Raw genomic sequence first — 25,860 nt, 5'->3', positions numbered from 1 at the left:
TGAGCAGGAGGGGTCCCCCGAGCCTGGCAGCAACGGCGGCGGAGCGCCAGCACGTCCTACGGTGGGTCGATGACCCGTCTGGACGCCGCCGACTACCGGCGACACCTCGCCGAGGACGCCGCACGGCTCCGCGAGGCGCTGCGCGGGACCGACCCCGCCGCCCGGGTCCCCGCCTGCCCGGACTGGGACGCCGCGGACCTGCTCTGGCACCACGCCGACGTGCTGTTCTTCTGGGGCTGGGTCCTCGAGCACCGCCCCGAGGAGCCCGGCGCGCTGGAGGACCCCGCGACCCACCCGCCGCGCCCCTCGGCGTACGACGACCTGCTGGCGCTGCACGAGGAGCGGGCGACCCGCCTGGTCGACCTGCTCGCGGCCGCCGACCCGGCCGAGCCGGCCTGGAGCTGGTCGGAGGACCGGACCGTCGGGTTCGTCCTGCGTCGCCAGGCGCACGAGGCACTGGTGCACCGCGTCGACGCGGAGCAGACGGCGGGGCACCCCTCCACGCTCGACCCGCTCCTGGCCGCGGACGGCGTCGCCGAGCTCGTCGACGTGATGTACGGCGGCGACCCCCCGCCGTGGGGCGAGGTCGCCCCGGGCCCCCACGTCGTCCGGATCGAGCTGAGCGACACCGACCACCACCTGTGGGTGCGACCCGGTCGCTTCACGGGGACCCACGACGGCACGACGTACGACGAGCCGACGCTGGACCGCCTCGCGGCCGACCCCGGCACGGCGGCCGACGCGGTCGTCCGCGGCCGGGCCGCCGACCTCGATCTGTGGCTGTGGGGCCGCTCCGACGACGGGGCCATGACGCAGGACGGCGACGCGGAGTGCCTGGAGGCCTTCCGCGCCGCCGTCGCGACGCCGCTCGACTGAGCGGGGGTGGGGCTACTTCACCTCGAACTCGCCCAGCTCGTCCCAGTGGTCGCCGGGGATCTGCATGTTGCGGATCTTCGGCGTCTCCTGCACGTACTGCGGGAGCTCCTCCTGGCCCTTCTTGAAGTGCGGGGCGTTGACGTGGGCCTCGGCGGCGTCGTCCTCGAAGCCCTCGATGAGGATGTACTCGTTGGGGTCCTCGACGCTGCGGGCCCACTCGAAGAAGAGGTTGCCGGGCTCGGCGCGGGTGCCCTCGGTGTAGGTGCGGGTGAGCTCGGGCCACTCGTCGGCGTGCTCCGGCTTCACCTTCCAACGGACGCAGATGAAGATCATGCGGGGGTCTCCTTCGCTACGGGGGGATTCCGACGACGGGAACTGTGCCAGACCTCACGAGGCCGGACGTAGGTTGATCCCATGACGCAGACGACCGTGGGTCCTGCAGGTCTCGCCACCCGTCTGTCGGGGGTCCTCGGCCCCGGCGTCGAGGTCTCCGGCCGTGCGCTGGACCTGCGGACGCACGCCCACGACGCGTCGCACTACCTGCTGCACCCGCAGGCGCTCGCCACCCCGAGGGACCTGGCGCAGGTCGCCGAGGTGATGCGGGCCTGCACCCGGCTCGGCGTCCCGCTGACGTTCCGCAGCGGCGGCACCTCGCTGTCCGGGCAGGCGCTGTCGGACAGCGTGCTCGTCGACGTCCGTGCGGGCTTCACCGGCATCGAGGTCCTGGACGAGGGCGCGCGGGTGCGGGTGCAGCCGGGCGCGACGGTCCGCGCGGTCAACACCCGCCTCGCCCGCCACCGCCGGGCGCTCGGCCCCGACCCGGCCAGCGAGGTCGCCTGCACCCTCGGCGGGGTCCTGGCGAACAACTCCTCGGGCATGCAGTGCGGCACCGAGCGCAACAGCTACCGCACCTGCGAGTCGATGGTGCTGGTCCTGCCGAGCGGGACGGTCCTCGACACCGCCGCGCCGGACGCCGACGAGCTGCTGCGGACCCGCGAGCCCGACCTGTACGCCGGCCTGCTGACGCTCCGGGACCGGGTGCGCGGCAACCCCGACTCGGTGGCGACCGTCGAGCGCCTCTTCGCGCTGAAGAACACGATGGGCTACGGCCTCAACAGCTTCCTCGACCACGACACCCCGGCGGCGGTCCTGGCCCGCCTCATGGTCGGCAGCGAGGGCACGCTCGGCTTCGTCGCCTCCGCGGTCTTCCGGACCGTCCCTGTCCTCCCCCACACCGCCACGGGCCTGCTGGTCGCCGACGACCTCGCCACCGCCGCCACCCTGGTACCGGACCTCCTCGCGACCGGTGTGGTGACCGCCGAGCTGCTCGACGCCGCCGCGCTGCGCGTCGCGCAGGCGGACCCGGGCTGCCCGGACCAGATCCGGCGCCTCGACGTCCGCGAGCACGCCGCGCTTCTCGTCGAGCTGCAGGCGGAGTCGGTCGAGGAGCTCGAGGAGGCCCGTCGTACGGCCGAGCCGGGGCTGGCCGCGCTCCCGCTGACCGAGGCGGCCGACCTCACCAGCGACCCGGCGTCCCGGGCGTCGCTGTGGCGGACGCGCAAGGGCCTGTACTCCGCGGTGGCGAGCGCCCGCCCGCAGGGCACGAACGCGCTGCTCGAGGACGTCGCCGTCCCGGTGGGGCACCTCGCCGAGATGTGCCGCGGCCTGACCGGGCTGTTCGGCGACCACTCGTACGAGGGCTCCGTCATCTTCGGCCACGCCCGCGACGGCAACCTGCACTTCCTGCTCGCCGAGCGGTTCGACGACGACAAGGCGCTGCGCCGGTACGAGGAGTTCACGACCGACATGGTCGACCTCGTGCTCGGTCTCGGCGGCACGCTGAAGGCCGAGCACGGCACCGGGCGCATCATGGCGCCGTTCGTCGAGCGCCAGTACGGCGCGGAGCTCACCGACGTGATGCGCGAGGTGAAGCGGCTCTGCGACCCGGCCGGGATCCTCAACCCCGGGTCGGTGCTCACCGACGACCCCGACCTGTGGCTGCGGGACCTCAAGACCGCCCCGCGGGTCGAGGACGAGGTCGACCGGTGCGTCGAGTGCGGCTTCTGCGAGCCGATCTGCCCGTCGCGGTCGCTGACCATGACCCCGCGGCAGCGCATCGTGGGGCGCCGCGAGATCGCGGACGCCGAGGCCCGTGGCGAGCACGACGTCGCCCAGCAGATGCGCGACGACTACACCTACGACGGCGTCGAGACCTGCGCCGCCGACAGCATGTGCGCCACCGCCTGCCCGGTGCTGATCGACACCGGCCAGCTCGTGAAGCGGCTCCGGGCCGAGGACGCCCCCGGCGACCGGGCGTGGACGGCCGCCGCCGACCGCTGGGACGTCGCCACCCGCGCGGCGTCGGCCGGGCTGGGCGTGGCCTCGAAGGTGCCAGGCCTGGCCGCCGGGGCGGCCCGGCTCGGACGCCGGCTGCTCGGCGCGGACGTCGTCCCGCTCACCGACCCCGAGCTCGGCGCGGGAGGTGCGCGCCGCGAGGTGCTCGACGACCCCGCGGCCGAGGCCGTGCTCTTCACCAGCTGCACCCACACGATGTTCGGCGGGGAAGCCGACGGCGCCGTCCGGGCGCTCTGCGAGCGCGCCGGCGTCCGCCTGCGCACCCCGGCGGACCTGCCGTCGTTGTGCTGCGGCACGCCGTGGTCGTCGAAGGGCCACGAGGCCGGGCACGCGCGGATGGCCGAGAAGCTGCGGACCTCGCTGGAGCACGCCACGGACGGCGGCCGCCTGCCCGTCCTGGTCGACGCGGGGTCGTGCACGGAGGGCGTCGTCCGCTCCCTGGGCGACGCCGGGGTGAGGGTCGAGGACGCCACCACCTTCGTGCGCCGTGAGGTGCTCCCCCGGCTCACCGTGACCGGATCGGTGCCCGCGGTCGTCGTGCACCCGACCTGCGCCTCGACGACGCTCGGCACCACCGACGACCTCGTCGCGCTGGCCCGGGCCTGCTCGGCCGACGTCCGGGTGCCCGACGCCTGGGGCTGCTGCGCCTTCGCCGGCGACCGCGGCCTCCTGCACCCCGAGCTCACCGCCTCGGCCACCGCCCCCGAGGCCGCCGAGGTCGCGGCGATGCCGCTGCCGAGCGGGGCGGCGTACGTCTCGGTGAACCGGACCTGCGAGATCGGCATGACCCGCGCGACGGGTGAGTCCTACCGTCACGTCCTCGAGCTGCTGGCGGACCTCACCGCCTGACCCGCACCGGAGGTCGAGGTGCTGCGAGCGCCAGCGAGGAGCCACGAGACCCCGTGAGGCGGACGGCGGTCCGGTTCCGCGATCTCGTGGCTCGGCCGTGGCCGGCCTCGCACCTCGATCTCCGTCACGGCACCCGGAGGTCGAGCGGCGCGGGTCCTCAGCGCTGGACGGCCCCGCAGCGCTCGGCGGCGAGGGCGACGGCGGCGTCGCGGGCGGCGCCGGTCTCGGCCTCGGTCAGCGTCCGGTCGGGCGCCCGGAAGCGGAGGGCGAAGGCCAGCGACTTCTTGCCGTCCGGGACCTGGGCGCCGGTGTAGACGTCGAAGAGGCGGACGGACTCGAGCAGCTCCCCGGCACCCTCACGCAGGGCGGCCTCGACCTCGGCGGCGGTCACGGAGACGTCGACGACGAGTGCGACGTCCTCCTTCGCCATCGGGAACGACGACAGCTCCGGCCCGACGACACGCTCGGGCGCGAGGGCGAGCAGGGCGTCGAGGTCGATCTCGACGGCCGCGCTGCGCCGTGGCAGGTCGTGGGCGTCGCAGACCCGCGGGTGCAGCTCGCCGGCGTGCCCGAGGACGACGGCGGACTCGCCGGTCCCGGCCAGCACCTCGGCGCAGCGGCCGGGGTGCCAGGGCGCGAGGACGGCGGCGCGCGTCGTCAGCGGGACGCCGAGCTCGTCACCGAGGCGGCGCACCAGCGCGATCGCGTCGGCCCAGCCGGCCCAGCCATCAGGGGAGGTACCCGCGCCCCACCAGCCGGCGCGCTCGCGCTCGCCGGCGACGACGAGGCCCAGGTGCAGCGGCTGGTCGGGGACCCCGGCGAGCAGCTCCTTCAGCTCCAGCTCGCTCGGTCGGGACTCCACACCGAGGATCGGCGTCGGGCTCGACCCGCCGCGCACGACACTGCCGGTCTCGAACAGTGTCACGCCGGTGGCGCCGCGCCCGAGGTTGCGCGCCGCGGCCCGCAGCAGACCCGGCAGCAGGGTCGTCGTGTACGCCGGCTCCTGCGCCGACAGGGGGTTGGCCAGCCGGATGGTCCGCCGGCGATCGTCGTCGGCGTCGAGCCCCAGGGCGTCGAGGGAGGCGTCGCCGACGAACGGGAAGCTGACGACCTCGACGGCCCCCGCCCCGGCCAGCGTCCGGCCGACGCGGCGCCGCAGTCGCTGGGACCGCGTCAGGCCACGACCGGCGCCGGGCGTGGGCAGCACGGACGGGACGGCGTCGTACCCGACGACGCGGACGACCTCCTCGACCAGGTCGAAGGGGTCCGTGACGTCGGGGCGCCACTGCGGCGGGGTCGCGACGACATCGGGGCCCTGCTCCTCGACGACGAACCCCTGGTCGCGCAGCGTCTGCACGGTCCGCCGAGCGGGGATCTCGATCCCGGACACCCGGGCGGGCAGGTCCGCGGCCATGGTGACCGGCTCGCGGGGCGGCGGCGTGCCGACGACGGTGACGCCGGGCTCGGCCGTCGCGCCGCCGTACGCCACGAGGAGCTCGACGACGCGGTCGGCGGCGGCCTCGCAGATCGTGGGGTCGACGCCGCGCTCGTTGCGCTTGCCGGCCTCGGAGGTGATCTTGTGGCGGCGTCCGGTGCGGAACATCGAGACCGGGTCCCAGTGCGCCGACTCGACGAGCACGCGGGTGGTGGTGCCGGACATCTCGGTGTCCTCGCCGCCCATGACGCCGCCGAGGCCGATGAGGCCGGAGTCGTCGACGACGACGAGGTCCTCCGTCGACAGGGTGCGACGGGTGCCGTCGAGCGTGGTCAGGGTCTCCCCCGCGTTCGCGCGACGGACGCCGACGGTGCCGGTGAGCTTGTCGGCGTCGTAGCCATGGATCGGGCGACCGGTCTCGAGCATCACGTAGTTGGTGACGTCGACGGGGAGGCTGATCGGGCGCATCCCGGCCTGCGCGAGCCGGCGGGCGACGAACTCGGGCGTGGTGGCGGTCGGGTCGAGGCCAGAGACGAGGCGGGCGGCGAAGACCGGGCAGCCGCTCGGGTCCTCGATGCGGACCGGCCAGCCGGCGTCGTCGGCGGGCGGCACGTCGCGGTCGCAGGGGTCGCGGAAGTCCACGTCGTACGCGAGGGCGGCGTCGCGGGCGACGCCGCGGACGGACAGCGCGTAGGCCCGGTCGGGGTTGATCTCGAGCTCGATGACGTCGTCGTCGAGGCCGAGGACGCCGAACGCCTCCTGGCCGGGCTCGCCGGCGTCGGCGGGCAGCACGACGATGCCGTCGGACTCCGCCGACAGGCCCAGCTCGGCGCCCGAGCAGATCATCCCGGCCGAGACGTGGCCGTAGGTCTTGCGGGCGGAGATCGCGAAGTTCCCGGGCAGCACTCCCCCGGGCAGGATCACGACGACCAGGTCGCCGGGCGCGAAGTTGTGGGCGCCGCAGACGATGCCCTGGGGCTCGCCGGTGCCGTTGGCGTCACCGACGTCGACGGTGCACCAGTTGATGGTCTTGCCGTTCTTCTGCGGCTCGGGCTCCATCGTCAGCACCCGGCCGACCACGAGTGGGCCGGTGATCGCCTCGGCGGGGCGCTCGAGGGCCTCGAGCTTGAGCCCCAGCGCGGTCAGGCGCGCCGCGAGGTCCTCGCTGGTCGCGCTCTCGGGCAGGTCGGCGTGCTCGCGGACCCAGGAGACGGGGACTCTCACAGCTCACTCCCGAAGGTGGTGGCGAAGCGGACGTCGCCCTCGAACAGGTCGCGCATGTCGGCGATCCCGTGGCGGAACATCAGCGACCGGTCGATGCCCATGCCGAAGGCGAAGCCGGTGAACTCGGTGTCGTCGACGCCGCAGGCGCGCAGCACGCGGGGGTTGACCACGCCGCAGCCGCCCCACTCGATCCAGCCCTCGCCCTTGCAGGTGCGGCAGGTGACCGTCCCGTCCCTCTCGGGGTCCGTGCCGGTGCCGCGGCACACGAAGCAGACGAGGTCGACCTCGGCGGAGGGCTCGGTGAAGGGGAAGTACGACGGCCGGAAGCGCGTCGTGATGCCCTCGCCGAACATCGCCGTGGCGAAGTGGTCGAGGGTGCCCTTCAGGTGGGCCATCGAGATCCCGCGGTCGATCGCCAGGCCCTCGACCTGGTGGAAGACCGGGCTGTGCGTGGCGTCGTACTCGTCGGTGCGGAAGACCCGGCCCGGGGAGACGACGTAGATCGGGGGCGTCCGGGTCAGCATGGTGCGTGCCTGGACGGGCGATGTCTGGGTGCGCAGCACGAGGTGGTCCGAGGCGGGCTCGGTCCAGAAGGTGTCCTGCATCGTGCGCGCCGGGTGGTCCGGGCCCAGGTTGAGGGCGTCGAAGTTGAGCCACTCGGCCTCGATGACCGGGCCCTCGGCGACCTCCCAGCCCATGGCCACGAAGACGTCGGCGATGAGCTCGGCGCCCGTGGTCAGCGGGTGGCGGGCTCCGGCGGGGTGCCGGTCCGTGGGCAGGGTGACGTCGACGGTCTCGACCGCGAGCATCCGCTCCTCGTGCTCGGCCTCCAGGACGGCGGCCCGCCGTCCGAGTGCCTGCTCGACCGCGCCGCGGGCCTTGCCGACCCGCTGGCCGGCCTCCTTGCGGGCCTGCGGAGGCAGCGCCCCGATCTCGCGGTTGGCGAGGGCGAGCGGCGAGCGGTCACCGGCGTGGGCGGTCCGGACGGCCTTCAGCTCCTCCGGGTCACCCGCCGCCTCGATCGCGGCCAGCGCGGCCTCGCGGGCGGCGTCGACGGCCTCGGGCTGGAGCACCGCGACCTCGACGGGGTCGAAGTCTGAGTTGGGTCCGGACATGGGGTCGAGTCTAGGAAGCGCCGTCGGCCGGGCTCGACCGGGTTTCTCCTGCGACGCTCAGTGCGGTCGCGGCGACGCGACCCGCGCCGAGGCGTAGAGGCAGACGGCGGCGGCGGTCGCGAGGTTGAGGCTCTCGGCGCCGCCACGGATCGGGATCGAGACACGGTGGTCCGCGAGCGCGAGCAGGTCGTCGGGCAGACCGGCGGCCTCGTTGCCCAGCAGCCACGCGACCGGACCGGCCAGCACGTCGTCGGCCTCGAACAGGTCGAGGTCGCCTCCGCCGGTGGTCGCCAGGACGGCGAGCCCCGCGGCGCGGAGGCGTCGGACGACGACAGCGGGGTCGCGCTCGACGGCGACCGGGAGGGTGAAGGCGCTCCCGGCGCTGGCGCGGATCGTCTTCGGGTTGTGCAGGTCGACGGCGTCGCCCGCGAGGACGACGGCGTCGGCGCCCGCCGCGTCGGCGGTGCGGACGACGGTGCCCGCGTTGCCGGGGTCGCGGACGTCGGCGCAGACCGCGAGCAGGCGGGGCGACGTCGCCAGGACGTCGTCCAGCGCGACGTCGAGGAAGCGGCAGACGGCGAGGAGGCCGGGCGGCGTCACCGCCTCGGAGAGGGCGGCCATCGCCCGGTCGTCAACGAGGGTGACCTCGGGCGCACCGGCCAGCAGGCCGGCGTACCGGAGCGCTGCCTCGGCGGTGGCGAACACCTCCACGACGCAGCCCGGACGGGCGAGCGCGGAGGTGAGGGCGTTCGACCCCTCGGCGAGGAACAGCCGCCGCTCCGATCGCTCGGAGCGGCGGCTGAGCCGACGGGCGTCCTTGACGCGGGGGTTGCCCGCGGTCAGGGGCTGGTTCAAGAAGCCTGGGACGTCTCGCGGGGAGCGTTCACGTCCTCGGGCAGCGCCGCCTTCGCGGTCGCGACCAGCGACGAGAACGCCGCGGGGTCGGTCACGGCGAGGTCGGCCAGGATCTTGCGGTCCACCTCGACGCCGGCCAGCTTGAGGCCCTGCACGAAGCGGTTGTAGGTCAGGCCCTCCGCACGCGCGGCGGCGTTGATGCGCTGGATCCACAGCTTGCGGAACTCACCCTTCCGGGCGCGACGGTCGCGGTAGCTGTAGACCAGGGAGTGGGTGACCTGCTCCTTGGCCTTGCGGTACAGACGCGAGCGCTGGCCGCGGTAGCCGCTGGCCCGCTCGAGGGTGGTACGACGCTTCTTCTGGGCGTTCACTGCCCGCTTGACGCGTGCCATGGGTTATTGCTCCTGCTCGGTTCGGGGTCGGGGGACTCGGTCAAAGACCGAGCAGCCTCTTGGCCTGGGGGACGTCGGCCTTGGCGACCTCGGTGGTGCCGGACATGCGGCGGGTGACCTTCGAGGACTTCTTCTCGAGGTTGTGGCGCAGGCCCGTCTTCTCGCGACGGAGCTTGCCGGTGCCGGTGACCCGGAAGCGCTTCTTCGCACCGGAGTGCGTCTTCATCTTGGGCATCGTTGCTCTCCTCCTACGCGTGACCCTGGTGGGTCAAGCGTCGATCTCGGGGTCGAGGTTCTCAGAACGACCTCGGGTCTTCTTCTGGGCGACCGGGCCGTCGCCACGCTGGGCCTCACGCACCGCGCGCTCCTCGGCCTCGTCCTGCAGACGCTCCGCGGCCCTGGTCTCCTTCTCCGCCGCCATCTCGACCTTGGCCTCGGCCTTCTTGCGGTGCGGGCCGAGGACCATGGTCATGTTGCGCCCGTCCTGCTTGGGCGCGGACTCCACGAAGCCCAGGTCATCGACGTCCTCGGCGAGGCGCTGCAGCAGCCGGAACCCCAGCTCGGGGCGGTGCTGCTCGCGACCGCGGAACATGATCGTGATCTTGACCTTGTCCCCGGCTCGCAGGAACCGCACGACGTGACCCTTCTTGGTGTCGTAGTCGTGGCTGTCGATCTTGGGGCGGAGCTTCATCTCCTTGATGACGACGTTCGTCTGGTTGCGGCGTGCGTCGCGGGCCTTCTGCGCGTTCTCGTACTTGAACTTCCCGTAGTCCATGAGCTTGCAGACCGGGGGGCGCGCGGTCGGGGCGATCTCGACGAGGTCGAGCTCGGCCTCCTGGGCCAGGCGCAGGGCGTCGCCGGTCGGCACGATGCCGACCGTCTCGCCGTTGGGGCCAACGAGCCGGACCTCGGAGACGCGGATCCGGTCGTTGATGCGGTGCTCGGTGCTGATGGGTCCTCCCGTGTTTCAGCGCTTCGGTGAGCGAGCGGGAGTCCGGACGAGTACCCCGCAGACTGCGGGACGGCACTCGTGGCGCCCGCGGACGGGAGCCGTGACCGGGACCCGACGGCCTGTAGTGCAGTGGTGCGACGGCCGGTGCGGGTGAGGGGCAGTTCGTGCGGCGCCCCCGCTTGCTGGACCGACACCTCGGGTGAGGTGGTCGATCGGTCAACCCCGGAAGACTAGCCGATCATTCCCCGGCGGGCGCAATCCAGCCGTGCCCGGCGCCGACGCGGACGGGCCGCCATCCCTCGGCCAGCCCGCGGAGGTCCTCCCCCGTCACGGCGTACGACGTCGGGCCGGCCACGTCGAGCACGAGGGCCTGCGCCCCGTCGTCGAGCGCCGCCCGGGCCGCCGTCCTGCCCGTGACCGGCACCGGGCGGGCCGTCGGGTCCCAGCGGGTCAGGGTCTCGGTGCCGCTGAACGCGAGGAGCGCCACCCGCCCGTCGCGGCCGCGCATCATCACGACGGCCATGTCGGAGTCCTTCTCGCGGGCCAGGCCGTCGGGGCCCGTCTCGACCTCGCCGGCGACCGCGGTGACGGGGACGAGGAGACGCGCCGTGCCCAGGGCGGCCAGTGCCGGGCCGGGGTCGCCGTCGGCCGCGGCGAGGAGCGCCAGCAGGCCGGGGTCGGCGCGGCCGTCGTCCCCCGCGAATCCGGGGTCGGGGATGTCGCGCACCCGTCCATGGTGACAGGAACCGCCGACGACGCTCCGCGAGTCAACTTGCATAAAGTCGATTGCTTCTGACGACAATGGGGCGCATGACGTCAGCCCTCGCTCCCCCGACGACGGCACGCCCGCAACCCGGTGCGCCCGCGAAGTCCTCCCGTCCACGGTCCCGGCCGCGCTTCACCGCGTGGCGGCGCTGGCTGTCCCCGGTCGCGATCGTCGCGCTGTGGCAGCTGGCCAGCAGCACCGGCGTGCTCGACGAGCGCAAGCTCGCCTCCCCCGCGCAGATCGCGGCGGCCGCCGGTGAGCTGATCGGCGACGGCACGCTCGGTGACGCGGTCCTGGTCTCGGTGCAGCGGGTCGCCCTCGGCTTCGTCCTCGGCGCCGTCCTCGGGCTCCTGCTGGCCCTGGTCGCCGGGCTCAGCCGGATCGGCGAGGACGCCGTCGACCCGCCGATGCAGATGCTGAGGACGCTGCCCCACTTCGGCCTCATCCCGCTGTTCATCATCTGGATGGGCATCGACGAGGCCCCCAAGGTCGCGCTCATCGCGCTCGGCGTCGCGTTCCCGCTCTACCTCAACACCTTCGCCGGCATCCGCGGCATCGACCGCAAGGTGATGGAGGCCGCCCGCTCGATGCACCTCACGCGCCTGCAGCGCATCCGCCACGTCGTCCTGCCGGGCGCCCTGCCCTCGACCCTCGTCGGGCTGCGCCAGAGCCTCGGCATCGCGTGGCTGTCCCTGATCGTCGCCGAGACCATCGGCTCCGACGCGGGCCTCGGCTACATGATCAACCGCGCCCGCGACTTCCTGCTGACCGACGTGATCGTCGTCGGCCTCGTCACCTACAGCCTGCTCGGGCTGGCCACCGATGCCGTCGTCCGCTACCTCGAGAGGAGGGCGCTCTCATGGCGCGCCTGACCACGAACCGCACGAGCTCCACCCCGACGTCCACCCCGGCCCACGCCCCCGACCCGCACCCCGCCAACGGCGCCGACCGCGCCGCGGGCCACGTCGCCCGCGTCCGCGGTCACCACCGCTCCTTCGGCGACGTCCACGTCCTCCGCTCGATCGACCTCGACGTCGCCCCCGGCGACTTCGTGGCCCTGCTCGGCCGCAGCGGCTGCGGCAAGTCCACCCTGCTGCGCAGCCTGGCTCACCTCGACCCGTCCCCGACCGACGAGGTCGACGTCGTCGGCCGCTCGGCGGTCGCCTTCCAGGAGCCGCGGCTGCTGCCGTGGAAGTCCGTCGTCGACAACGTCGCCCTCGCGCTGCTCAACGCCCCCGAGCGCAAGGACCGGGTGCGCCTGGCCCGCGAGCGACTCGAGGAGGTCGGGCTCGCCGAGAAGATGGACGCCTGGCCCCTCCAGCTCTCCGGCGGCCAGGCCCAGCGGGTGTCGCTGGCCCGGGCGCTGGTGCCCGACCCCAGCCTCCTGCTGCTCGACGAGCCCTTCAGCGCCCTCGATGCGCTGACCCGCATCGAGATGCACCAGCTCGTCATCGAGCTGTGGCGCCGACGCCAGATGGCGGTCCTGCTCGTGACCCACGACGTCGACGAGGCGCTCGGTCTCGCCGACCTGGTCCACGTGATGGACGGCGGTCGCATGGCCCGCACGTGGCAGATCGACCTGCCGCGCTCGGAGCGGTCCCCCTCGCACCCGGAGATCGCCGGCGTCCGCGAGGAGATCCTCCAGACCCTCGGGGTCGAGCCGACCCCGCCCAACCCGAACCGCGTCCCCAGCACCCCGAGCGGGGCCGCAGACAGCCGAGGAGCAGCATGACCCGCCGTACCACCCCCCGCACCGTCCGTCGCCGTACCGCCCTCGCCGTCGCCGGGGCGTCCATGGCCCTCGTCCTCGCCGGTTGCGGCGGGGAGGAGACCGGCAACGAGGCGGCCGTCAACGACGACGGCTCCGTCGACCTCGAGCAGGTCACCCTCATCGTGGGCGACCAGAAGTCCTCCAGCCAGCAGGCCATGCTCGAGGCCGCCGGGGAGGACGACACCCCCTACGACATCCAGTGGGAGGAGTTCACCTCCGGCCCGCCGATGATGGAGGCGCTCGGCACCGGCGCGATCCACCTCGGGTACGTGGGGAACACCCCGCCGATCTTCGCCGCCGCGTCCGGCTCGGAGCTCAAGGTCGTCCAGGCGACGACGTACACCGGTCTCGGCGACTCGATCCTGGTGCCGAAGGACTCCGACCTGCAGTCCGTCGAGGACCTCGCCGGCAAGACCGTCGCCGTGGCGGAGGGCAGCTCGGCCAACTACAACCTCCTCGCGCAGCTGCGCGAGGCCGGCGTCGACCTGGAGGAGGTCGAGCAGCGCAACCTGCAGCCCGCCGACGGTCTCGCCGCCTTCAGCCAGGGCTTCATCGACGCCTGGGTCGTGTGGGAGCCCTACGTCTCGCAGGCCGTCATCGAGGAGGACGCCCGCGTCCTGGCCGACGGCGAGGACGTCGTCAACGGCATGAACTTCCAGGTCGCCTCCGACGTCGCCCTCGACGACGCGGCCACCGAGGCGGCGGTCGAGGACTACGTGCAGCGGATCACCCGTGCGCAGGTGTGGGCCTCGGACAACCAGCAGGAGTGGTCCGAGGTCTGGGCCGAGCAGACGGGTCTGTCCCCCGACGTGACGCTGGCCGCCGCGAAGAAGCGGCCGCTGACCGTCCTGCCCGTCGACGGCGAGGTCGTCGACTCCGAGCAGGAGATCTCCGACACCTTCACCGACGCCGACCTGCTGCCCGAGGCGGTCGACGTGGCCGACTACTTCGACGGCCGGTACGACGAGCAGCTCGCCCCGCTCGTCGAGGAGACGGCGGACAACGCCCGCTGAGGTCCGGTGGGGCACGCACGAGGGCAGGGTCGGCCGGACGGCGCTGTGGGAGGCTGACGGCGTGGACGACGCGACGTGGCTGGCCCTGACCCTCGTGCTCACGGTGGTGGGCCTGGCGGTGACCTTCCTGGCGTACAAGCGCCGCGGCACCGCCCCCGCCCTGCGGGCCCTGGGCGTCACCCTGCTGGTCCCCGCGCTCTACCTCACCGACGCCCTGCCGCTGGTGGTGCGCATCGGTCAGGAGATCGGCTCCTGGGCCGTGCGCCTGGTGTTCTCGCCGGTCGTGTGGTCCGGGGTCGCCCTCGGCGTCGTCGGCGTCGTGCTGTTCCTGCTCGGCGGGTCGATGATGGCCCGCGGCCGGGGCATCACGGCCCACCGCCCGGACCCGGCCGCCGCCGGGGCCGGCTCCGACCGCGCCGCCGTCGGCCCGGGCCAGGCCCCCGCCGCCCCGTCCCGGCAGCGCGGCAGGCAGCCCGCCCAGCGGCCGGCCCAGCCCGCTGACGAGGGCATGGACGACATCGAGGCCATCCTCCGCCGGCGCGGCATCGAGTAGGTCCTCGTGCCTGAGGACCGGGACCTGCTCGCGGCCCGGCTCGACCGGGTGCTCGCGGCGTACGGCGAGCGCGGGGCGCAGCGTCCCGTCGTCGTGGTCGACCTGTCCGCGTTCGACGCCAACGCCGCCGACCTCGAGCGACGGGCCGGCGGCGTGCCGATCCGGGTGGCGTCGAAGTCGGTCCGCGTGCCGGCGCTGCTGCGCCGGGTGCTCGCCCGCGACGGGTTCGCGGGTGTCCTCTCCTACACGCTGCGCGAGGCGCTGTGGCTGCACGCCACCGGCGTGAGTGACGACCTGCTGGTCGCGTACCCCACCGTCGACGAGCCGGCGCTCGCCGCGCTCGCGGCCGATCCCGCGGCTGCCGCGGCCATCACCCTGATAATCGACGACGTGGCCCACCTCGACCTCGTCGCCCGCGCCCGCGCCGCGGCCGACGCCCCCGCCACGGTCCGGGTCGCCCTGGACGTGGACGCCGCCCTGCAGGCCGGGCCCCGCACGCTGGGCCCCCGCCGCTCCCCGCTGCGCTCGACAGCGGACGTCGTCGGCCTGGCGCGGGCCGCGCTCGACCGCGACGGCGTGGACCTCGTGGGCGCCATGACGTACGAGGGTCTGGTCGCGGGCCTCGGCGACGCCGTGCCCGGTCAGGGTGTCCGCACCACGGTGCTGCGGCGCCTGCAGGCGGCGAACCTCGCCCAGCTGCGGCGCCGTCGGCGCCGGCTCGCCGTCGCCCTGACCCGCGTCGGCGCCGGCCTGGAGCTGTGGAACGCCGGCGGCACCGGGTCCGTCGAGGCGGCTGCGGCCGACCCGGTCGTCACCGAGGTCGCCGCGGGCTCCGGGCTGCTGGCCCCGCGCCTGTTCGACCACTACCGCGCCTTCGAGCCGCTGCCCGCGGCGTACCTGGGCCTGCCGGTGACCCGGCGGCCCGACGCCACCACGGTGACCGTCCACGGCGGCGGGTACGTCGCCTCGGGCGCCGCCGGCGCCGACCGCCTGCCGACCCCGTGGGCGCCGTCCGGCCTGGAGCTGACGTCCACGGAGGGTGCCGGGGAGGTCCAGACCCCGCTGGTCGGGCCCGGCGCCGCCGACCTCGCCGTCGGGGACACCGTGTGGTTCCGGCACGCCAAGGCCGGGGAGCTGATGGAGCACGTCGACCGGGCGCTGCTGCTGCGCGGCGCCGACGTGGTCGAGGAGGCCCCGACGTACCGCGGCCTGGGACAGGTCTTCTGAGCCCCGGCTCGGCGCGCGACGTGCTCGACCTCGCGCGGTCGCGACCGCCGACCCTGGGCGCCGGGCGGCTGGTCTGCCTCGACGGTCCGGCCGGCGGCGGCAAGACGACCCTGGCCGCCGAGATCGCGGCGCTCGCCGGTCCCGCCGGCTGCCGGGTGGTGCACGCCGACGACCTGTACGCCGGGTGGTCCGGCCTCGCGCACGTCGGCCCCCAGCTGGACTCGCTGCTGCTCCCCCTCGCCGCGGGCGGGGCCGGGACCTACCGCCGGTGGGACTGGCACGCCTCCGACTGGGCCGGGACGGTCACGGTGGAGCCGACACCGCTGCTGGTCGTGGAGGGCGTCGGCTCGTGGGCCGCCGCCCACTCGCGGCTCGTGACCGTCCTGGTGTGGCTGACCGCGCCGGCCGCCGTACGACGCGCCCGCGTGCTGGCGCGGGACGGCGCCGCCGTCGCGCCCCACCTCGACGCCTGGGCCGCGGACGAGGACGCCCACCACCGGACGCAGGGCACCCGCGACTCAGCCGACCTCGTCCTCGGCTGACCCGGCGTCCCTCAGCGGTCGATCAGCGGTCGATGAGCGCGCGGAGCTCGCGGAGGTGGGCGCGGGCGCGGTCGCCGTCGGAGGACTGGATGCCCAGCGCCGTCGCCGTCGTGCCGTCGGCGAGGTCGAGCGAGGCCCACGGCGCACCGGAGGGCAGCCGGACGGCGAGCACCTGGGCCCAGTCGTAGTCGTGGCGCCGGAAGCCGTTCACCACGACGAGCTTGTCGGTCGTGGCGGTGATCCGCGACCGGACGAGGCCCCACCAGACCGAGAAGAGCAGCAGGCCGAAGAAGACCATCGTGCCGATCTGGAACGGTGTGAACCGGTCGCGGATCTCGGCGGCCAGCAGGAACCACGCGGCCAGGGAGATCACGAGCAGCATCCCGCCGAACAGCGTCGCCGCCATCCGCGTCGCGAGCGGGCGGAAGGTCCGCGGCAGGCCGGCGCCCGACCCCGCGTCAGATGCGGCAGGCATGGATGTCCGTCAGCAGGATGCCGCGGGCGCCGACGCCGTACAGCTCGTCCATGAGGCGCTGCGCCCCCGCGCGGGGCACCATCGCGCGGACGGCGACCCAGCCCTCGCGCTGCAGCGGCGAGATGGTCGGACCCTCGATGCCGGGGGTCAGCGCCGTGGCGGGCTCGAGGTGCTCGCGGGCGATGTCGTAGTCCATCATCACGTAGCTGCGGGCCAGCAGGACGCCGTCGACCCGGCGGCGGAAGACCTCGTAGCCCGCGGGCAGGCCGCCGCCGCGGCGGGTGACGAGCACGGCCCGGGACGTCATCACCGGGTCACCGAAGACCTCGAGGCCCGCGGCGCGCAGGGTGCTGCCGGTCTCGACGACGTCCGCGACCACGTCCGCGACGCCGAGCTGGATGCTGGTCTCGACGGCGCCGTCGAGCCGGGTGACGCTCGCCGTGATGCCCTCGCGCTCGAGGAACGACGTCACGATCCCGACGTACGAGGTGGCGATGCGGGCGCCGGCGAGGTCGGCCCAGCTCCGGTAGTGGCCCGGGCGGGCGGCGAAGTGGAAGCGGGAGCCGCCGAAGCCGAGGTCCATGACCTCGTCGGCCTCCGCGCCCGAGTCGAGCAGCAGGTCGCGGCCGGTGATGCCGAGGTCGAGGGTGCCCTCCCCGACGTACAGGGCGATGTCGCGGGGGCGGAGGTAGAAGAACTCCACGCCGTTCTCGTGGTCGGTGAGCGCGAGCTCCTTGGTGTCGCGGCGCTGGCGGTAGCCCGACTCGCGGAGGATCGCCGACGCGGCCTCCGACAGCGCCCCCTTGTTGGGGACGGCGATGCGCAGCAGCGGAGTCGTCACCGGCGCGCTCACAGGTGGGCGTAGACGTCGTCGGGGCCGATGCCGACGGCGAGCATCATCACCTGGGCGTGGTAGAGCAGCTGGCTGATCTCCTCGGCCGCCCGCTCGGGGCCCTCGTGCTCGGCGGCCATCCAGGACTCGGCGGCCTCCTCGACCAGCTTCTTGCCGATGGCGTGCACGCCGGCGTCCAGGGCGGCCACGGTGCCCGAGCCGGCCGGCCGCTCGACGGCCTTGGCCGACAGCTCCGACCACAGCTCCTCGAAGGTCTTCACGAGGCACCAGCCTAGGCGCGCCCCGGCGGGAGGCGTGAGGTGGTCACCGCCCCCGTCGCCGAGTCGGCCCGAACACACCGCCGTACGAGCCCGAGTCGGCCCGAACGCACCGCCGTACGACCCCGAGTCGGCCCGAACACACCGCCGTACGACCCCGAGTCGGCCCGAACGCACCGCCGTACGAGCCCGAGTCGGCCCGAACGCACCGCCGTACGGCGTCGAGTCGGCCCGGACGTACCGCCGTACGGCGTCGAGTCGGCCCGAACACTCTGCCGACGAGACTCTCGACAACTCGATTGCCCGTCCTCGAAATCGCCGGGAACGCGACGGGTCCCACGTTCGGGCCGACTCGGCGCCCCGCAGGCGTGCGTTCGGGCCGACTCGGCGCCCCGCAGGCGCGCGTTCGGGCCGACTCGGCGCCTCGCAGGCGTGCGTTCGGGACGACTCGGCGCCCCGCAGGCGCGCGTTCGGGCCGACTCGGCGCTTCTCAGGCGTGCGTTCGGGACGACTCGGCGTCCCCGGCGATCTCGGCCAGGGCGGCGAGGTGGGCCTCGACGGCGGTCGACCCCGCCGGGGTGAGGCCCACGAAGGTGAGGCGTCGCGCGTCGCCGCGGCCCGGCGAGCCCTCCTTGCGCAGCGTCACGTACCCGCGGTCGGCGAGGACCTTGAGGTTCTTGGACAGGTGGGCGTCGGTCAGGCCGAGGGTGTCGCGGACGAGGGCGAACTCGACCTCCGAGACCCGCCTCAGCACCCCGCAGATGCGCAGCCGGACGGCGGAGTGGACGACCTCGTCGAAGGCCGGCTCGACGGGCCGGGTCACGGGCGGCGCCCGGGGCCGGCGAGGTCCGCGCGCAGGGCGACGTCGTAGCGGCGACCTAGGAGGACGACGGCGACGAACAGCACGCCCGCGGGCACCAGCGCCCAGACCACACCGAGCATGCCGAGCAGGAAGCCACCGACGACGCAGGCCAAGATGATCGCCAGGAGCACCGTGTGCACGCGGCGGCTGCGGGGGCCCGCGGGCTCGCTGACCCACACGCCGTAGCGCCGCCGGTACGCGACGGGGAGCAGGAACAGGACGACCACGCACAGAGCGATGACGGCCGCGGTGGCGGACGGCGGGAGGGTCGACGACAGCGCGACACCGGCCACCACCGCGCCGAGGACGGGGTGGTACCACCACGGCGTCACGACGCGCTCGGCCAAGCGGGCACTGTCGCCGTCCAGCCCGCTCAGGGCGGCTCGCGCCTCCTCGGCGTCTGGGGTCACGGGGCCCGTCGATTCGATTGCCATGTCGGCAACACTATGACTTGCCGAGAATGCAAGTCAATGGCGCCGAGTGGCGACAACCGCGCCCGGCGCACACTTCTGCCGACTCGACGCCCTGCGGACGCACACTCCTGCCGACTCGGCGCCCTACGGACGCACACTCCTGCCGACTCGGCGTGGTCAGACCCGCAGCGCGCGGGCGGTCGCGAGGGCTGCGCTGACGGCCTCGTGGCCCTTGTCCTCACTGCTGCCGGGCAGCCCGGCCCGGTCCAGCGCCTGCTCGTCGGTGTCGCAGGTCAGCACGCCGAACCCGACCGGGACGACGTGGTCGACGGCGACGCGGGTCAGGCCGTCGGTGGCGGCCGAGCAGACGTAGTCGAAGTGGGGCGTGCCACCCCGGACGACGACGCCGAGCGCCACCAGCGCGTCGTACCCGCGGGAGGCGAGGGCGGCCGCGGCGACGGGGAGCTCGAAGGTCCCCGGCACGCGGACAACGGTCACGTCGGTGACGCCGTGCTGCTCCAGGGCCCGGTGGGCGCCGGCGAGCAACCCGTCCATCACCTCGGTGTGCCAGCTCGCGGCGACGACGGCGACCCGCAGGTCGCTCGCGTCGAAGGTCGTCGCGTCGGGGGCTCCGTGGCCACTCATCGGGGTGTCTCCTCCAGGTCGTGCGCGAGATCGTCGAGGTCGGGCAGGCCGGGCAGCACGTGGCCCATCCGGTCGCGCTTGGTCACCAGGTAGGCGAGGTTGTGGCCGTTGGGCCGCGGGGTGAGCGGCACGGTCTCGGCGACGGGCACGCCGTACTCGGTGAGGGACTCGGTCTTGTCCGGGTTGTTGGTCATCAGGCGCACGGACCCCACGCCCAGATCCTTGAGGATCTGGGTCGCCGTGCCGTAGTGGCGGGCGTCGGCGGGCAGGCCGAGGTCGAGGTTGGCGTCGACGGTGTCGCGTCCGCCGTCCTGGAGCTGGTAGGCCTGCAGCTTCGCGACGAGGCCGATCCCGCGGCCCTCGTGACCGCGCAGGTAGACGACGACGCCGCGCCCCTCGGCGACGATCCGCTCCATCGCCTCGTCGAGCTGGGGCCCGCAGTCGCAGCGGTCGGAGCCGAACACGTCGCCGGTGAGGCACTCGGAGTGCACCCGGACGAGCACGGGCTCGTCACCGGCCGCGTCGAGGTCGCCGTGGACCAGCGCCACGTGCTCGGAGTCGTCGAGGTCCACGCGGTAGCCGTACGCCGTGAAGTCGCCGAACCGCGTGGGCAGACGGGTGGTCGCCACCCGCTGGGCGTGGCGCTCGGTACGGCGCCGGTAGCGGACCAGCTGCTCGATCGAGATCATCGCCAGGCCGTGGGCGTCGGCGAACTCCCGCAGCTCCGGCCCGCGCTTCATCGTGCCGTCGTCGTTGACGATCTCGACCAGCACGCCGGCGGGCGTCAGCCCGGCCAGGCGGGCCAGGTCGACGGAGGCCTCCGTGTGGCCACGGCGCACCAGGACGCCGCCCTCGCGGTAGCGCAGCGGGAAGACGTGGCCGGGCCGCGTGAGCTCCCACGGCTCGGTCGCGGAGTCGGCGAGCGTCCGGGCGGTGTGCGCCCGGTCCGCGGCCGAGATCCCGGTGGTCACGCCGTCGCGGGCGTCGACCGTGATCGTGTACGCCGTCCGCAGCGGGTCCCGGTTGTGCGGCGTCATCAGCGGGATCTCGAGCCGGTCCAGCGTGCGTGCCTCCATCGGCACGCAGATCACGCCGCTGGAGTGGCGCACGGTGAACGCCATCAGCTCCGGCGTCGCCTTGGACGCCGCGAAGACGAGGTCGCCCTCGTTCTCGCGGTCCTCGTCGTCGACGACGACCACGGCGCGACCCGCGGCCACCTCGGCGATGGCGTGCTCGACGTCGTCCAGGCGGACGCTCATGCGGGGACCTCCGGGCTCTTCTCGAGGGGCGCCGTCCCGTGCGGGGCCGGCAGGCGACGGGACGCGCGGAGCCAGGCCACGAAGCCGACCACGCAGAAGCCGCCGTAGAACAGGTACATGAAGGCGGTCGGGTAGTAGCCCGCCTGCACCAGGGTGGTCACCCCGACCACGTCGACGGCGATCCACACCAGCCAGAACTCGACGTACCCGCGGGCCATCCCCCACGTCGCGAGCAGCGACCCGGCGAGGATCCAGGCCTCGGTGACGGGGCCCCAGGAGCCGATGAGCAGGAGCAGGCCGTACGCGGCGGCGTACCCGACCGCGGCCAGGCCCAGCAGGGTGAGCCGCTCGGTGGCGGTGGCCCACCGGGGCGTCAGCGCCCCGCCGTCCGCGGCGTCCGCGGCGTCGCCGTGGCGCGACCAGCGCCAGAACCCGTACACGCCGACCGCGATGAACATCAGCTGGCGCCCCGCCTGGCCCCACAGCGGCTCGCCGGCGGTGTGGCCGCCGAGCTCGCCGGTGACGAAGACGGTGAACAACAGGACGTTGCCGACGAGACCGACGGGCCAGGCCCAGACGGTGCGGCGCATGCCGAGCACAGCGCTGCCCAGCCCGAACAGGTTGCCGACGACCTCGCGGACGGCGAGCGCTCCCCCGGCGACCGGGATGACGCCGTGCAGGAGCCACTGGACGGCGGTCTCGATCATCGCGCCGCCTCCGTCGCCCGGTGGCCCAGCAGCTTCTCCACGTGCTTGGCGAGGACGTCGACCTCGAGGTTGACGCTGTCGCCGGGCCGCCGGTGACCGAGCGTGGTGCGTGCGAGCGTCTCGGGGATGAGGCTGACGGCGAACCCGGTGGGCGTGGTGCGCAGCACGGTGAGGCTCACGCCGTCCACCGCCACCGACCCCTGGTCGACGAGGTAGCGGCCCATCGCGGCGTCGGGGAGGTCGACGGTGACGACGTCCCAGTTCTCCCCCGGCTCGCGGGACACGACGGTGCCGACGCCGTCGACGTGGCCCTGCACGAGGTGCCCGCCGAGGCGGGTCGAGAGGGTGGCGGCGCGCTCCAGGTTGACCGGGGACCCGGCCTCGAGCGCGCCCAGCGAGGTGCGGTCCAGCGTGGCGAGCATGACGTCGGCGGTGAACGTGCCGTCACCCTGCGCGGCGACGGTGAGGCAGCAGCCGTTGACGGCGATCGAGTCGCCGCCGGCGGCGTCGGCCAGGACGGTGGACGCGGCCACCGTGAGCCGTGCGGACTCCGCGCCGCGCTCGACGGCGCGGACGGTGCCGAGCTCCTCGACGATCCCGGTGAACATCTGCTGAGCCTTCCCCTGCTGTGGACGGAGGCTCCGGGGTGGGACGTTGGCGGTCGGCGGCCGCACCGTGGGCGCGGTCACCTGCCTGCGTGCACTTCCCATCCGGACTCTCACCGTCGGTCCAGGAATCCCACCTGGTCAACCGGCCACTGGATGTGGCCGGGTCGCGGACTGTCACCGCCGGCTCGGACTTTCACCGACCCCAGAGCACGCGAGCGTGTTGCTCGTCTGGTGGCTCAATATGCCAGAGCCGAGGTTTGTTCCCGGGACCGTCCCACGCGGTCCGGCCGAGGGGTCCCCCGGCGGGACCTACCGGTGTCAGTGCCAGGAGGTCCGCAACGCGGCGCCGTCCGCCAGGGGGTCGGCGCCGCGGGCGGCGGCGAGGGCGCCCGCCCCGCGCGGGTCGGCCGTGAGGACGGCGGGCCGACCGCCGACCCAGCGGTCCCAGGCGGCGGCGAACGCGTCGGCACGCTCCCGTCGTACGCCGAGGACGGTGGGGACGGCGTGCCACGTCTCCCCCGCGGGCCGGAGCGCACCGAGGGTCCTCGCTCGCCGCAGCTCCCGGTCGGTCGGCACCGGAGCGGTGTACCGGGGCACGAGGTAGCGGGGCTGCTCGACGGCGCCGGTGACCTCGGCGAGGGCCTCGGCGAACCGCTCGCTCTCCCCGACGGCGTCGGGCCCGCGGCCGTCGACGTCGAGACGGACCCGGACCGCCCCGTCGGCGTCCGGCCGCCACCGGACCGCCTCGGAGCCCGCCGAGGCCAGGCCGGCGTCGCGCAGGCCGTCGGCGACCGCGGCGGCCACCTGGAGCAGGTCCGGCGGGCGCAGGGCGCGGACGGCGACCTCCCGCCGGCGTCGTACGACGTGACGGTCGTGGGCCACGAGCCCGACAAGCACGAGCAGGCCCAGGGCGGTGGTCACCCAGGAGAGCGCCACCTGGGTGAGGGTCAGCGCGAGCACGACCCACGTCAGGGCCCGGGGCACGCCGGCGGGCCACGTCGCGCCGCGGGTCTCGACGCCGTCCGGGCCGACGACGGCGTCGGGGGGATCCCCCGCTCCGACCGCCTCCGCGAGCCCACCCTCCGCGGGCGTCCGCACGGGGCTCAGGGTGGCGGACGGGGTGACCCGGGCGGTCACCCGCAGCACGTCGTCGTACGGCGACCCGACGGCCCAGGCCTCCGCGACGGCGTGACGCCGCTCGGCGCGCAGGAGCATCGAGGCGTTGACGGCGTCGAAGGTGACCGCGTCCGGCGGGGACCACGGCGAGAACGACGGGTGGATGTGCGCCACGCCGTCGACGACCTCGCCGGTCGCGTCGACGCCGAGGTAGCCCTGGTGCTTGGCGACGGTCCGCTGCCAGTCCGAGCCGCCCCGCGGGTGGTCGGGGGCGACGGCGCAGACCGTCCAGTTGACCGCGACCTTGTCGGGGTCAGCCGGGTCGAGCCGCAGCGACCGACCGCGCGTCTGGACGACGCTGGTGGCGGTCGTGGCCGTACCGAGGTCGACCAGGCCGGTGAGCGCCGGCGCGTCCCAGCCCTCCCCGAGCAGCGCGCGGGTGCCGACGAGGACCCGACAGCCGCCGTCGGCCAGGAGGTCGCTGACGGCCCGGACCCAGGTGCGGCTCGTCCAGGCGCCGGCGAGCTCGGCGGCGCCGTCGTCGTCGGGTGGCCCGACGACCAGGTCGACCCCCCGGTCGGCCCGCACCCGGGCCCGCAGCCGCTCGAGCGTCGCCGGCGCCGCGGCGACGGTGCGCCCGGTCACGAGCACCGGGTCCAGCGCGGCCGTCACGGGGTCGGCCAGGAGGTCGGCCAGGGCCAGCCGGGCCGAGCCGGCCCGCACCGAGACCACGCCGTGCAGGTCGGCGGGCACGGTCGCCGTGGCGCGCTCGTGGTCGCAGACGACGAGCATTCGCAGCCGCTCGCCGAGGGCGCGGTGCTCGGCGGAGACGATCTCGACCAGGGCGCGCGACTTCGCCGCGCTGCGGGCCAGCACCCGGTCGACCGGCGAGCGGCCCCGACGCAGCCCGCGGCGGGTGACCTGCCAGCCGACCGCCGGCAGGGCGCGCCGCAGGGCCTCGCGCACCTGCTCGTCGGCGGGGTCGGTGCCCTCGAGCAGGCAGCCGTCGTACCAGTCGTCGACGAGGAGGCCCCAGTCCTCCGCGTCGGGGGCCCGCCGGTGCCGCTCGGCGCTGTGCACGTGGTCGGTGTCCCGCAGACGCAGCAGGCCGGCGTGCCGCAGCCTCAGGGCGGCGTCGCCCAGCGCCGGGGCCGACGCGGCGACCCGGTCGAACGGCAGGTCACCGGCGAAGCGCCGGTCGACCCACGTCAGGAACGGCGTCGAGCCGAAGGAGGGGTCGGTCAGCGCCGTGACCAGCTCGGTGAACCGCAGGCGGCTCCCGGCGAGCCACTCCGACTCCTCGGCCGTCGGGGTCGTCAGCCACACCAGGTCGGTGAACGGGGCGAGGTGGCCCTCGCGGACCACGGCCGGGACGGAGACGGCGTACGCGATGTCGCCGAACAGCTCGTCGACGAGGGCGGCCTGGGCACCCCGGACCGCCGTGGGCGGGGTGGCGGTGAGACCGAGGACGACGGCGTCCGGCAGCAGGTCGAGGACCTCGGCCAGCAGCCGGCCCCAGGTCTCGACGAGGTGGTGGCACTCGTCGAGGACGAGGGTCACCGGTCCGAGACCCCGCAGGCGTTCGACGAGGGCCCGGCCGTTCGGGTGCAGCCGGTCGAGGACCCCCGGGTCCTCGCTCTCCTCCTCGCCGGTGTCCTCCTCCTGCTCGCTGCGGAAGACGGCGAGTGCCTGGTACGTCAGGACCGTGAGGTCGGCGGCCAGGTCACGCTCGGTGGAGACGGTCGCGGCGGTGGCCCCGCCGTCGGCGTCGCGCATCGCGCCCCAGGCACGGACCCACTGGCCCTGGACGGCGGTGTTGGGGCAGAGCACGAGGGCCGGTCGCTGCTCGCGGCGGACGGTCTCGAGCCCCACCAGCGTCTTCCCGGCGCCCGGGGGCAGGGCCACCCAGGCGCGCGTGCGGCCGGCGGCCCGCGTCGCCGCGAGGGCCTCCAGCGCCTCGGCCTGGTGGCGGCGCAGAGCGTGCGGGGACCGGGTGGCGGCGAGCCTCGCGGCCGACGAGGCGGGCTCGGCGGGCCCGTCGGGCTGGGCGTCGCTCACCGGGGCGCGGCGGCCTCGGAGTGCTGCTCCGCGAGGCGCCGCAGCTCGGCGACCATCGCGTCGGGGTCGTCGGCGGAGTAGACGGCGCTCCCGGCGACGAAGGTGTCGGCGCCGGCCTCGGCGCAGCGACCGATGGTGTCCGGCGAGACGCCGCCGTCGACCTGGAGTCGGACCTCGCCGCCGTGGGCGTCGACGAGGGCGCGGGCGCGGCGGATCTTCGGCAGGACGAGGTCGAGGAACGGCTGGCCGCCGAAGCCGGGCTCCACGGTCATCAGCAGGAGCATGTCGAGCTCGCCCAGCAGGTCGGCGTACGGCTCGATCGGGGTGGCGGGGCGCAGCGCCATGCTCGCGCGGGCGCCGGCGGAGCGGATCTCGCGGGCGAGGCGCACCGGGGCGGCGGCGGCCTCGACGTGGAAGGTGACCGAGGCGCAGCCCGCCTCGACGTACGTGACGGCGTGGCGGTCGACGTCGGCGATCATCAGGTGCGCGTCGAGCGGCACGGCGCTCACCCGTGCGAGGGCCTCGACCATCGTCGGGCCGAACGTGAGGTTGGGGACGAAGTGGTTGTCCATGACGTCGACGTGGACGAGGTCGGCGCCCGGGATGCGGGCGACCTCCTCACCCAGCCGGGAGAAGTCGGCGTTCAGGATGCTCGGCGTGATCTGGATGCCCACGCGCCGAA

General features: G+C 74.6%; 27 protein-coding genes and 1 riboswitch. Of the genes, 8 read left to right on the top strand and 19 right to left on the bottom strand.

The annotated features are described in order from the left end of the window. Positions 1–69: 69 nt before the first annotated feature. Positions 70–876 (top strand): maleylpyruvate isomerase family mycothiol-dependent enzyme, encoded by an 807-nt coding sequence (locus Q0858_RS20110; protein ID WP_299058140.1) that lies wholly within the window; start codon positions 70–72, stop codon positions 874–876. Positions 877–888: 12 nt separating this feature from the next. Here Q0858_RS20110 and Q0858_RS20105 read toward each other — a convergent pair whose 3' ends face one another. After that, entirely contained in the window at positions 889–1,209 is a 321-nt protein-coding gene (locus Q0858_RS20105; protein WP_299058139.1) for a putative quinol monooxygenase, read from the bottom strand. Between the two features lie 81 nt (positions 1,210–1,290). Here Q0858_RS20105 and Q0858_RS20100 point away from each other — a divergent pair, with 81 nt between their 5' ends. Further along, on the top strand, positions 1,291–4,080 hold the full coding sequence (locus Q0858_RS20100; RefSeq protein WP_299058138.1) for an FAD-binding and (Fe-S)-binding domain-containing protein: 2,790 nt from the start codon (positions 1,291–1,293) through the stop codon (positions 4,078–4,080). A gap of 157 nt (positions 4,081–4,237) precedes the next feature. Here the strand turns inward: Q0858_RS20100 and pheT are convergent, their stop codons facing one another. The 7 genes from pheT to Q0858_RS20065 form a co-directional block, all read right to left on the bottom strand. After that, positions 4,238–6,739 (bottom strand): phenylalanine--tRNA ligase subunit beta, encoded by a 2,502-nt coding sequence (pheT, locus tag Q0858_RS20095; RefSeq protein ID WP_299058137.1) that lies wholly within the window; start codon positions 6,737–6,739, stop codon positions 4,238–4,240. Beyond that, positions 6,736–7,854, bottom strand: coding sequence for a phenylalanine--tRNA ligase subunit alpha (gene pheS / locus Q0858_RS20090; RefSeq protein WP_299058136.1), 1,119 nt, complete (start codon positions 7,852–7,854; stop codon positions 6,736–6,738). Before pheS ends, pheT begins: the two co-directional genes overlap by 4 nt. A 57-nt stretch (positions 7,855–7,911) precedes the next feature. Further along, complete coding sequence (locus tag Q0858_RS20085) at positions 7,912–8,709, bottom strand: RNA methyltransferase (RefSeq protein ID WP_299058135.1); 798 nt, start codon at positions 8,707–8,709, stop codon at positions 7,912–7,914. After that, on the bottom strand, positions 8,706–9,101 hold the full coding sequence (gene rplT, locus Q0858_RS20080) for a 50S ribosomal protein L20 (protein ID WP_299058134.1): 396 nt from the start codon (positions 9,099–9,101) through the stop codon (positions 8,706–8,708). Before rplT ends, Q0858_RS20085 begins: the two co-directional genes overlap by 4 nt. A 40-nt stretch (positions 9,102–9,141) precedes the next feature. Further along, complete coding sequence (rpmI, locus tag Q0858_RS20075; RefSeq protein WP_299058133.1) at positions 9,142–9,336, bottom strand: 50S ribosomal protein L35; 195 nt, start codon at positions 9,334–9,336, stop codon at positions 9,142–9,144. A gap of 33 nt (positions 9,337–9,369) precedes the next feature. Next, entirely contained in the window at positions 9,370–10,035 is a 666-nt protein-coding gene (gene infC, locus Q0858_RS20070) for a translation initiation factor IF-3 (protein ID WP_366916033.1), read from the bottom strand. 256 nt (positions 10,036–10,291) lie between these two features. Next, the gene (locus tag Q0858_RS20065) at positions 10,292–10,780 is read right to left on the bottom strand and encodes an SseB family protein (protein WP_299058132.1); all 489 of its coding nucleotides are present in this window, start codon (positions 10,778–10,780) and stop codon (positions 10,292–10,294) included. 83 nt (positions 10,781–10,863) lie between these two features. Between Q0858_RS20065 and Q0858_RS20060 the strand changes: the two genes are divergently transcribed. The 6 genes from Q0858_RS20060 to Q0858_RS20035 all read left to right on the top strand — a co-directional run bounded on the left by Q0858_RS20060 (position 10,864) and on the right by Q0858_RS20035 (position 15,925). After that, positions 10,864–11,691, top strand: coding sequence for an ABC transporter permease (locus Q0858_RS20060; RefSeq protein WP_299058131.1), 828 nt, complete (start codon positions 10,864–10,866; stop codon positions 11,689–11,691). Further along, a complete protein-coding gene (locus Q0858_RS20055; protein ID WP_299058130.1) occupies positions 11,679–12,551 on the top strand; it encodes an ABC transporter ATP-binding protein in 873 nt (290 codons plus the stop codon). Before Q0858_RS20060 ends, Q0858_RS20055 begins: the two co-directional genes overlap by 13 nt. Continuing rightward, a complete protein-coding gene (locus tag Q0858_RS20050) occupies positions 12,548–13,603 on the top strand; it encodes an ABC transporter substrate-binding protein (RefSeq protein ID WP_299058129.1) in 1,056 nt (351 codons plus the stop codon). Before Q0858_RS20055 ends, Q0858_RS20050 begins: the two co-directional genes overlap by 4 nt. Before the next feature lie 61 nt (positions 13,604–13,664). Beyond that, on the top strand, positions 13,665–14,156 hold the full coding sequence (locus Q0858_RS20045) for a hypothetical protein (protein ID WP_299058128.1): 492 nt from the start codon (positions 13,665–13,667) through the stop codon (positions 14,154–14,156). Positions 14,157–14,162: 6 nt separating this feature from the next. Further along, complete coding sequence (locus tag Q0858_RS20040; RefSeq protein ID WP_299058127.1) at positions 14,163–15,383, top strand: alanine racemase; 1,221 nt, start codon at positions 14,163–14,165, stop codon at positions 15,381–15,383. A gap of 20 nt (positions 15,384–15,403) precedes the next feature. Further along, positions 15,404–15,925, top strand: coding sequence for a 4-amino-4-deoxy-L-arabinose transferase (locus tag Q0858_RS20035; RefSeq protein ID WP_299058126.1), 522 nt, complete (start codon positions 15,404–15,406; stop codon positions 15,923–15,925). 22 nt (positions 15,926–15,947) lie between these two features. On the opposite strand, the gene Q0858_RS20030 is transcribed toward Q0858_RS20035, so the two are convergent. The 11 genes from Q0858_RS20030 to rpe form a co-directional block, all read right to left on the bottom strand. Then, entirely contained in the window at positions 15,948–16,400 is a 453-nt protein-coding gene (locus tag Q0858_RS20030) for a PH domain-containing protein (protein WP_299058125.1), read from the bottom strand. Then, complete coding sequence (gene hisG, locus Q0858_RS20025; protein ID WP_299058124.1) at positions 16,384–17,241, bottom strand: ATP phosphoribosyltransferase; 858 nt, start codon at positions 17,239–17,241, stop codon at positions 16,384–16,386. The genes Q0858_RS20030 and hisG overlap by 17 nt, the downstream gene beginning before the upstream one ends. A gap of 8 nt (positions 17,242–17,249) precedes the next feature. After that, complete coding sequence (locus Q0858_RS20020) at positions 17,250–17,513, bottom strand: phosphoribosyl-ATP diphosphatase (RefSeq protein WP_299058123.1); 264 nt, start codon at positions 17,511–17,513, stop codon at positions 17,250–17,252. A 487-nt stretch (positions 17,514–18,000) separates the two neighbouring features. After that, on the bottom strand, positions 18,001–18,333 hold the full coding sequence (locus tag Q0858_RS20015) for a transcriptional regulator (protein WP_299058122.1): 333 nt from the start codon (positions 18,331–18,333) through the stop codon (positions 18,001–18,003). Further along, positions 18,330–18,806: a hypothetical protein gene (locus tag Q0858_RS20010; RefSeq protein ID WP_299058121.1), complete on the bottom strand. Its 477-nt coding sequence runs from the start codon at positions 18,804–18,806 to the stop codon at positions 18,330–18,332. Before Q0858_RS20010 ends, Q0858_RS20015 begins: the two co-directional genes overlap by 4 nt. A 156-nt stretch (positions 18,807–18,962) precedes the next feature. Next, positions 18,963–19,430 (bottom strand): 6,7-dimethyl-8-ribityllumazine synthase, encoded by a 468-nt coding sequence (ribH, locus tag Q0858_RS20005; RefSeq protein WP_299058120.1) that lies wholly within the window; start codon positions 19,428–19,430, stop codon positions 18,963–18,965. After that, complete coding sequence (locus Q0858_RS20000; RefSeq protein ID WP_299058119.1) at positions 19,427–20,689, bottom strand: bifunctional 3,4-dihydroxy-2-butanone-4-phosphate synthase/GTP cyclohydrolase II; 1,263 nt, start codon at positions 20,687–20,689, stop codon at positions 19,427–19,429. Before Q0858_RS20000 ends, ribH begins: the two co-directional genes overlap by 4 nt. Next, the gene (locus tag Q0858_RS19995) at positions 20,686–21,396 is read right to left on the bottom strand and encodes a nicotinamide mononucleotide transporter family protein (protein ID WP_299058118.1); all 711 of its coding nucleotides are present in this window, start codon (positions 21,394–21,396) and stop codon (positions 20,686–20,688) included. Before Q0858_RS19995 ends, Q0858_RS20000 begins: the two co-directional genes overlap by 4 nt. Beyond that, positions 21,393–22,004, bottom strand: a complete 612-nt coding sequence (locus tag Q0858_RS19990; protein ID WP_299058117.1) for a riboflavin synthase — start codon at positions 22,002–22,004, stop codon at positions 21,393–21,395. Before Q0858_RS19990 ends, Q0858_RS19995 begins: the two co-directional genes overlap by 4 nt. A gap of 85 nt (positions 22,005–22,089) precedes the next feature. Next, positions 22,090–22,219: riboswitch (FMN riboswitch) on the bottom strand. 103 nt (positions 22,220–22,322) lie between these two features. Continuing rightward, entirely contained in the window at positions 22,323–25,178 is a 2,856-nt protein-coding gene (locus Q0858_RS19985; RefSeq protein WP_299058116.1) for a DEAD/DEAH box helicase family protein, read from the bottom strand. Continuing rightward, complete coding sequence (gene rpe / locus Q0858_RS19980) at positions 25,175–25,852, bottom strand: ribulose-phosphate 3-epimerase (protein ID WP_299058115.1); 678 nt, start codon at positions 25,850–25,852, stop codon at positions 25,175–25,177. The genes Q0858_RS19985 and rpe overlap by 4 nt, the downstream gene beginning before the upstream one ends. Positions 25,853–25,860 lie beyond the last annotated feature (8 nt).

The organism is uncultured Nocardioides sp., assembly GCF_947489365.1.
GTDB lineage: Bacteria > Actinomycetota > Actinomycetes > Propionibacteriales > Nocardioidaceae > Nocardioides.
The sequence above is the reverse complement of the archived record's forward strand: the minus strand, read 5'-3'. Positions and strand labels throughout refer to the sequence as shown.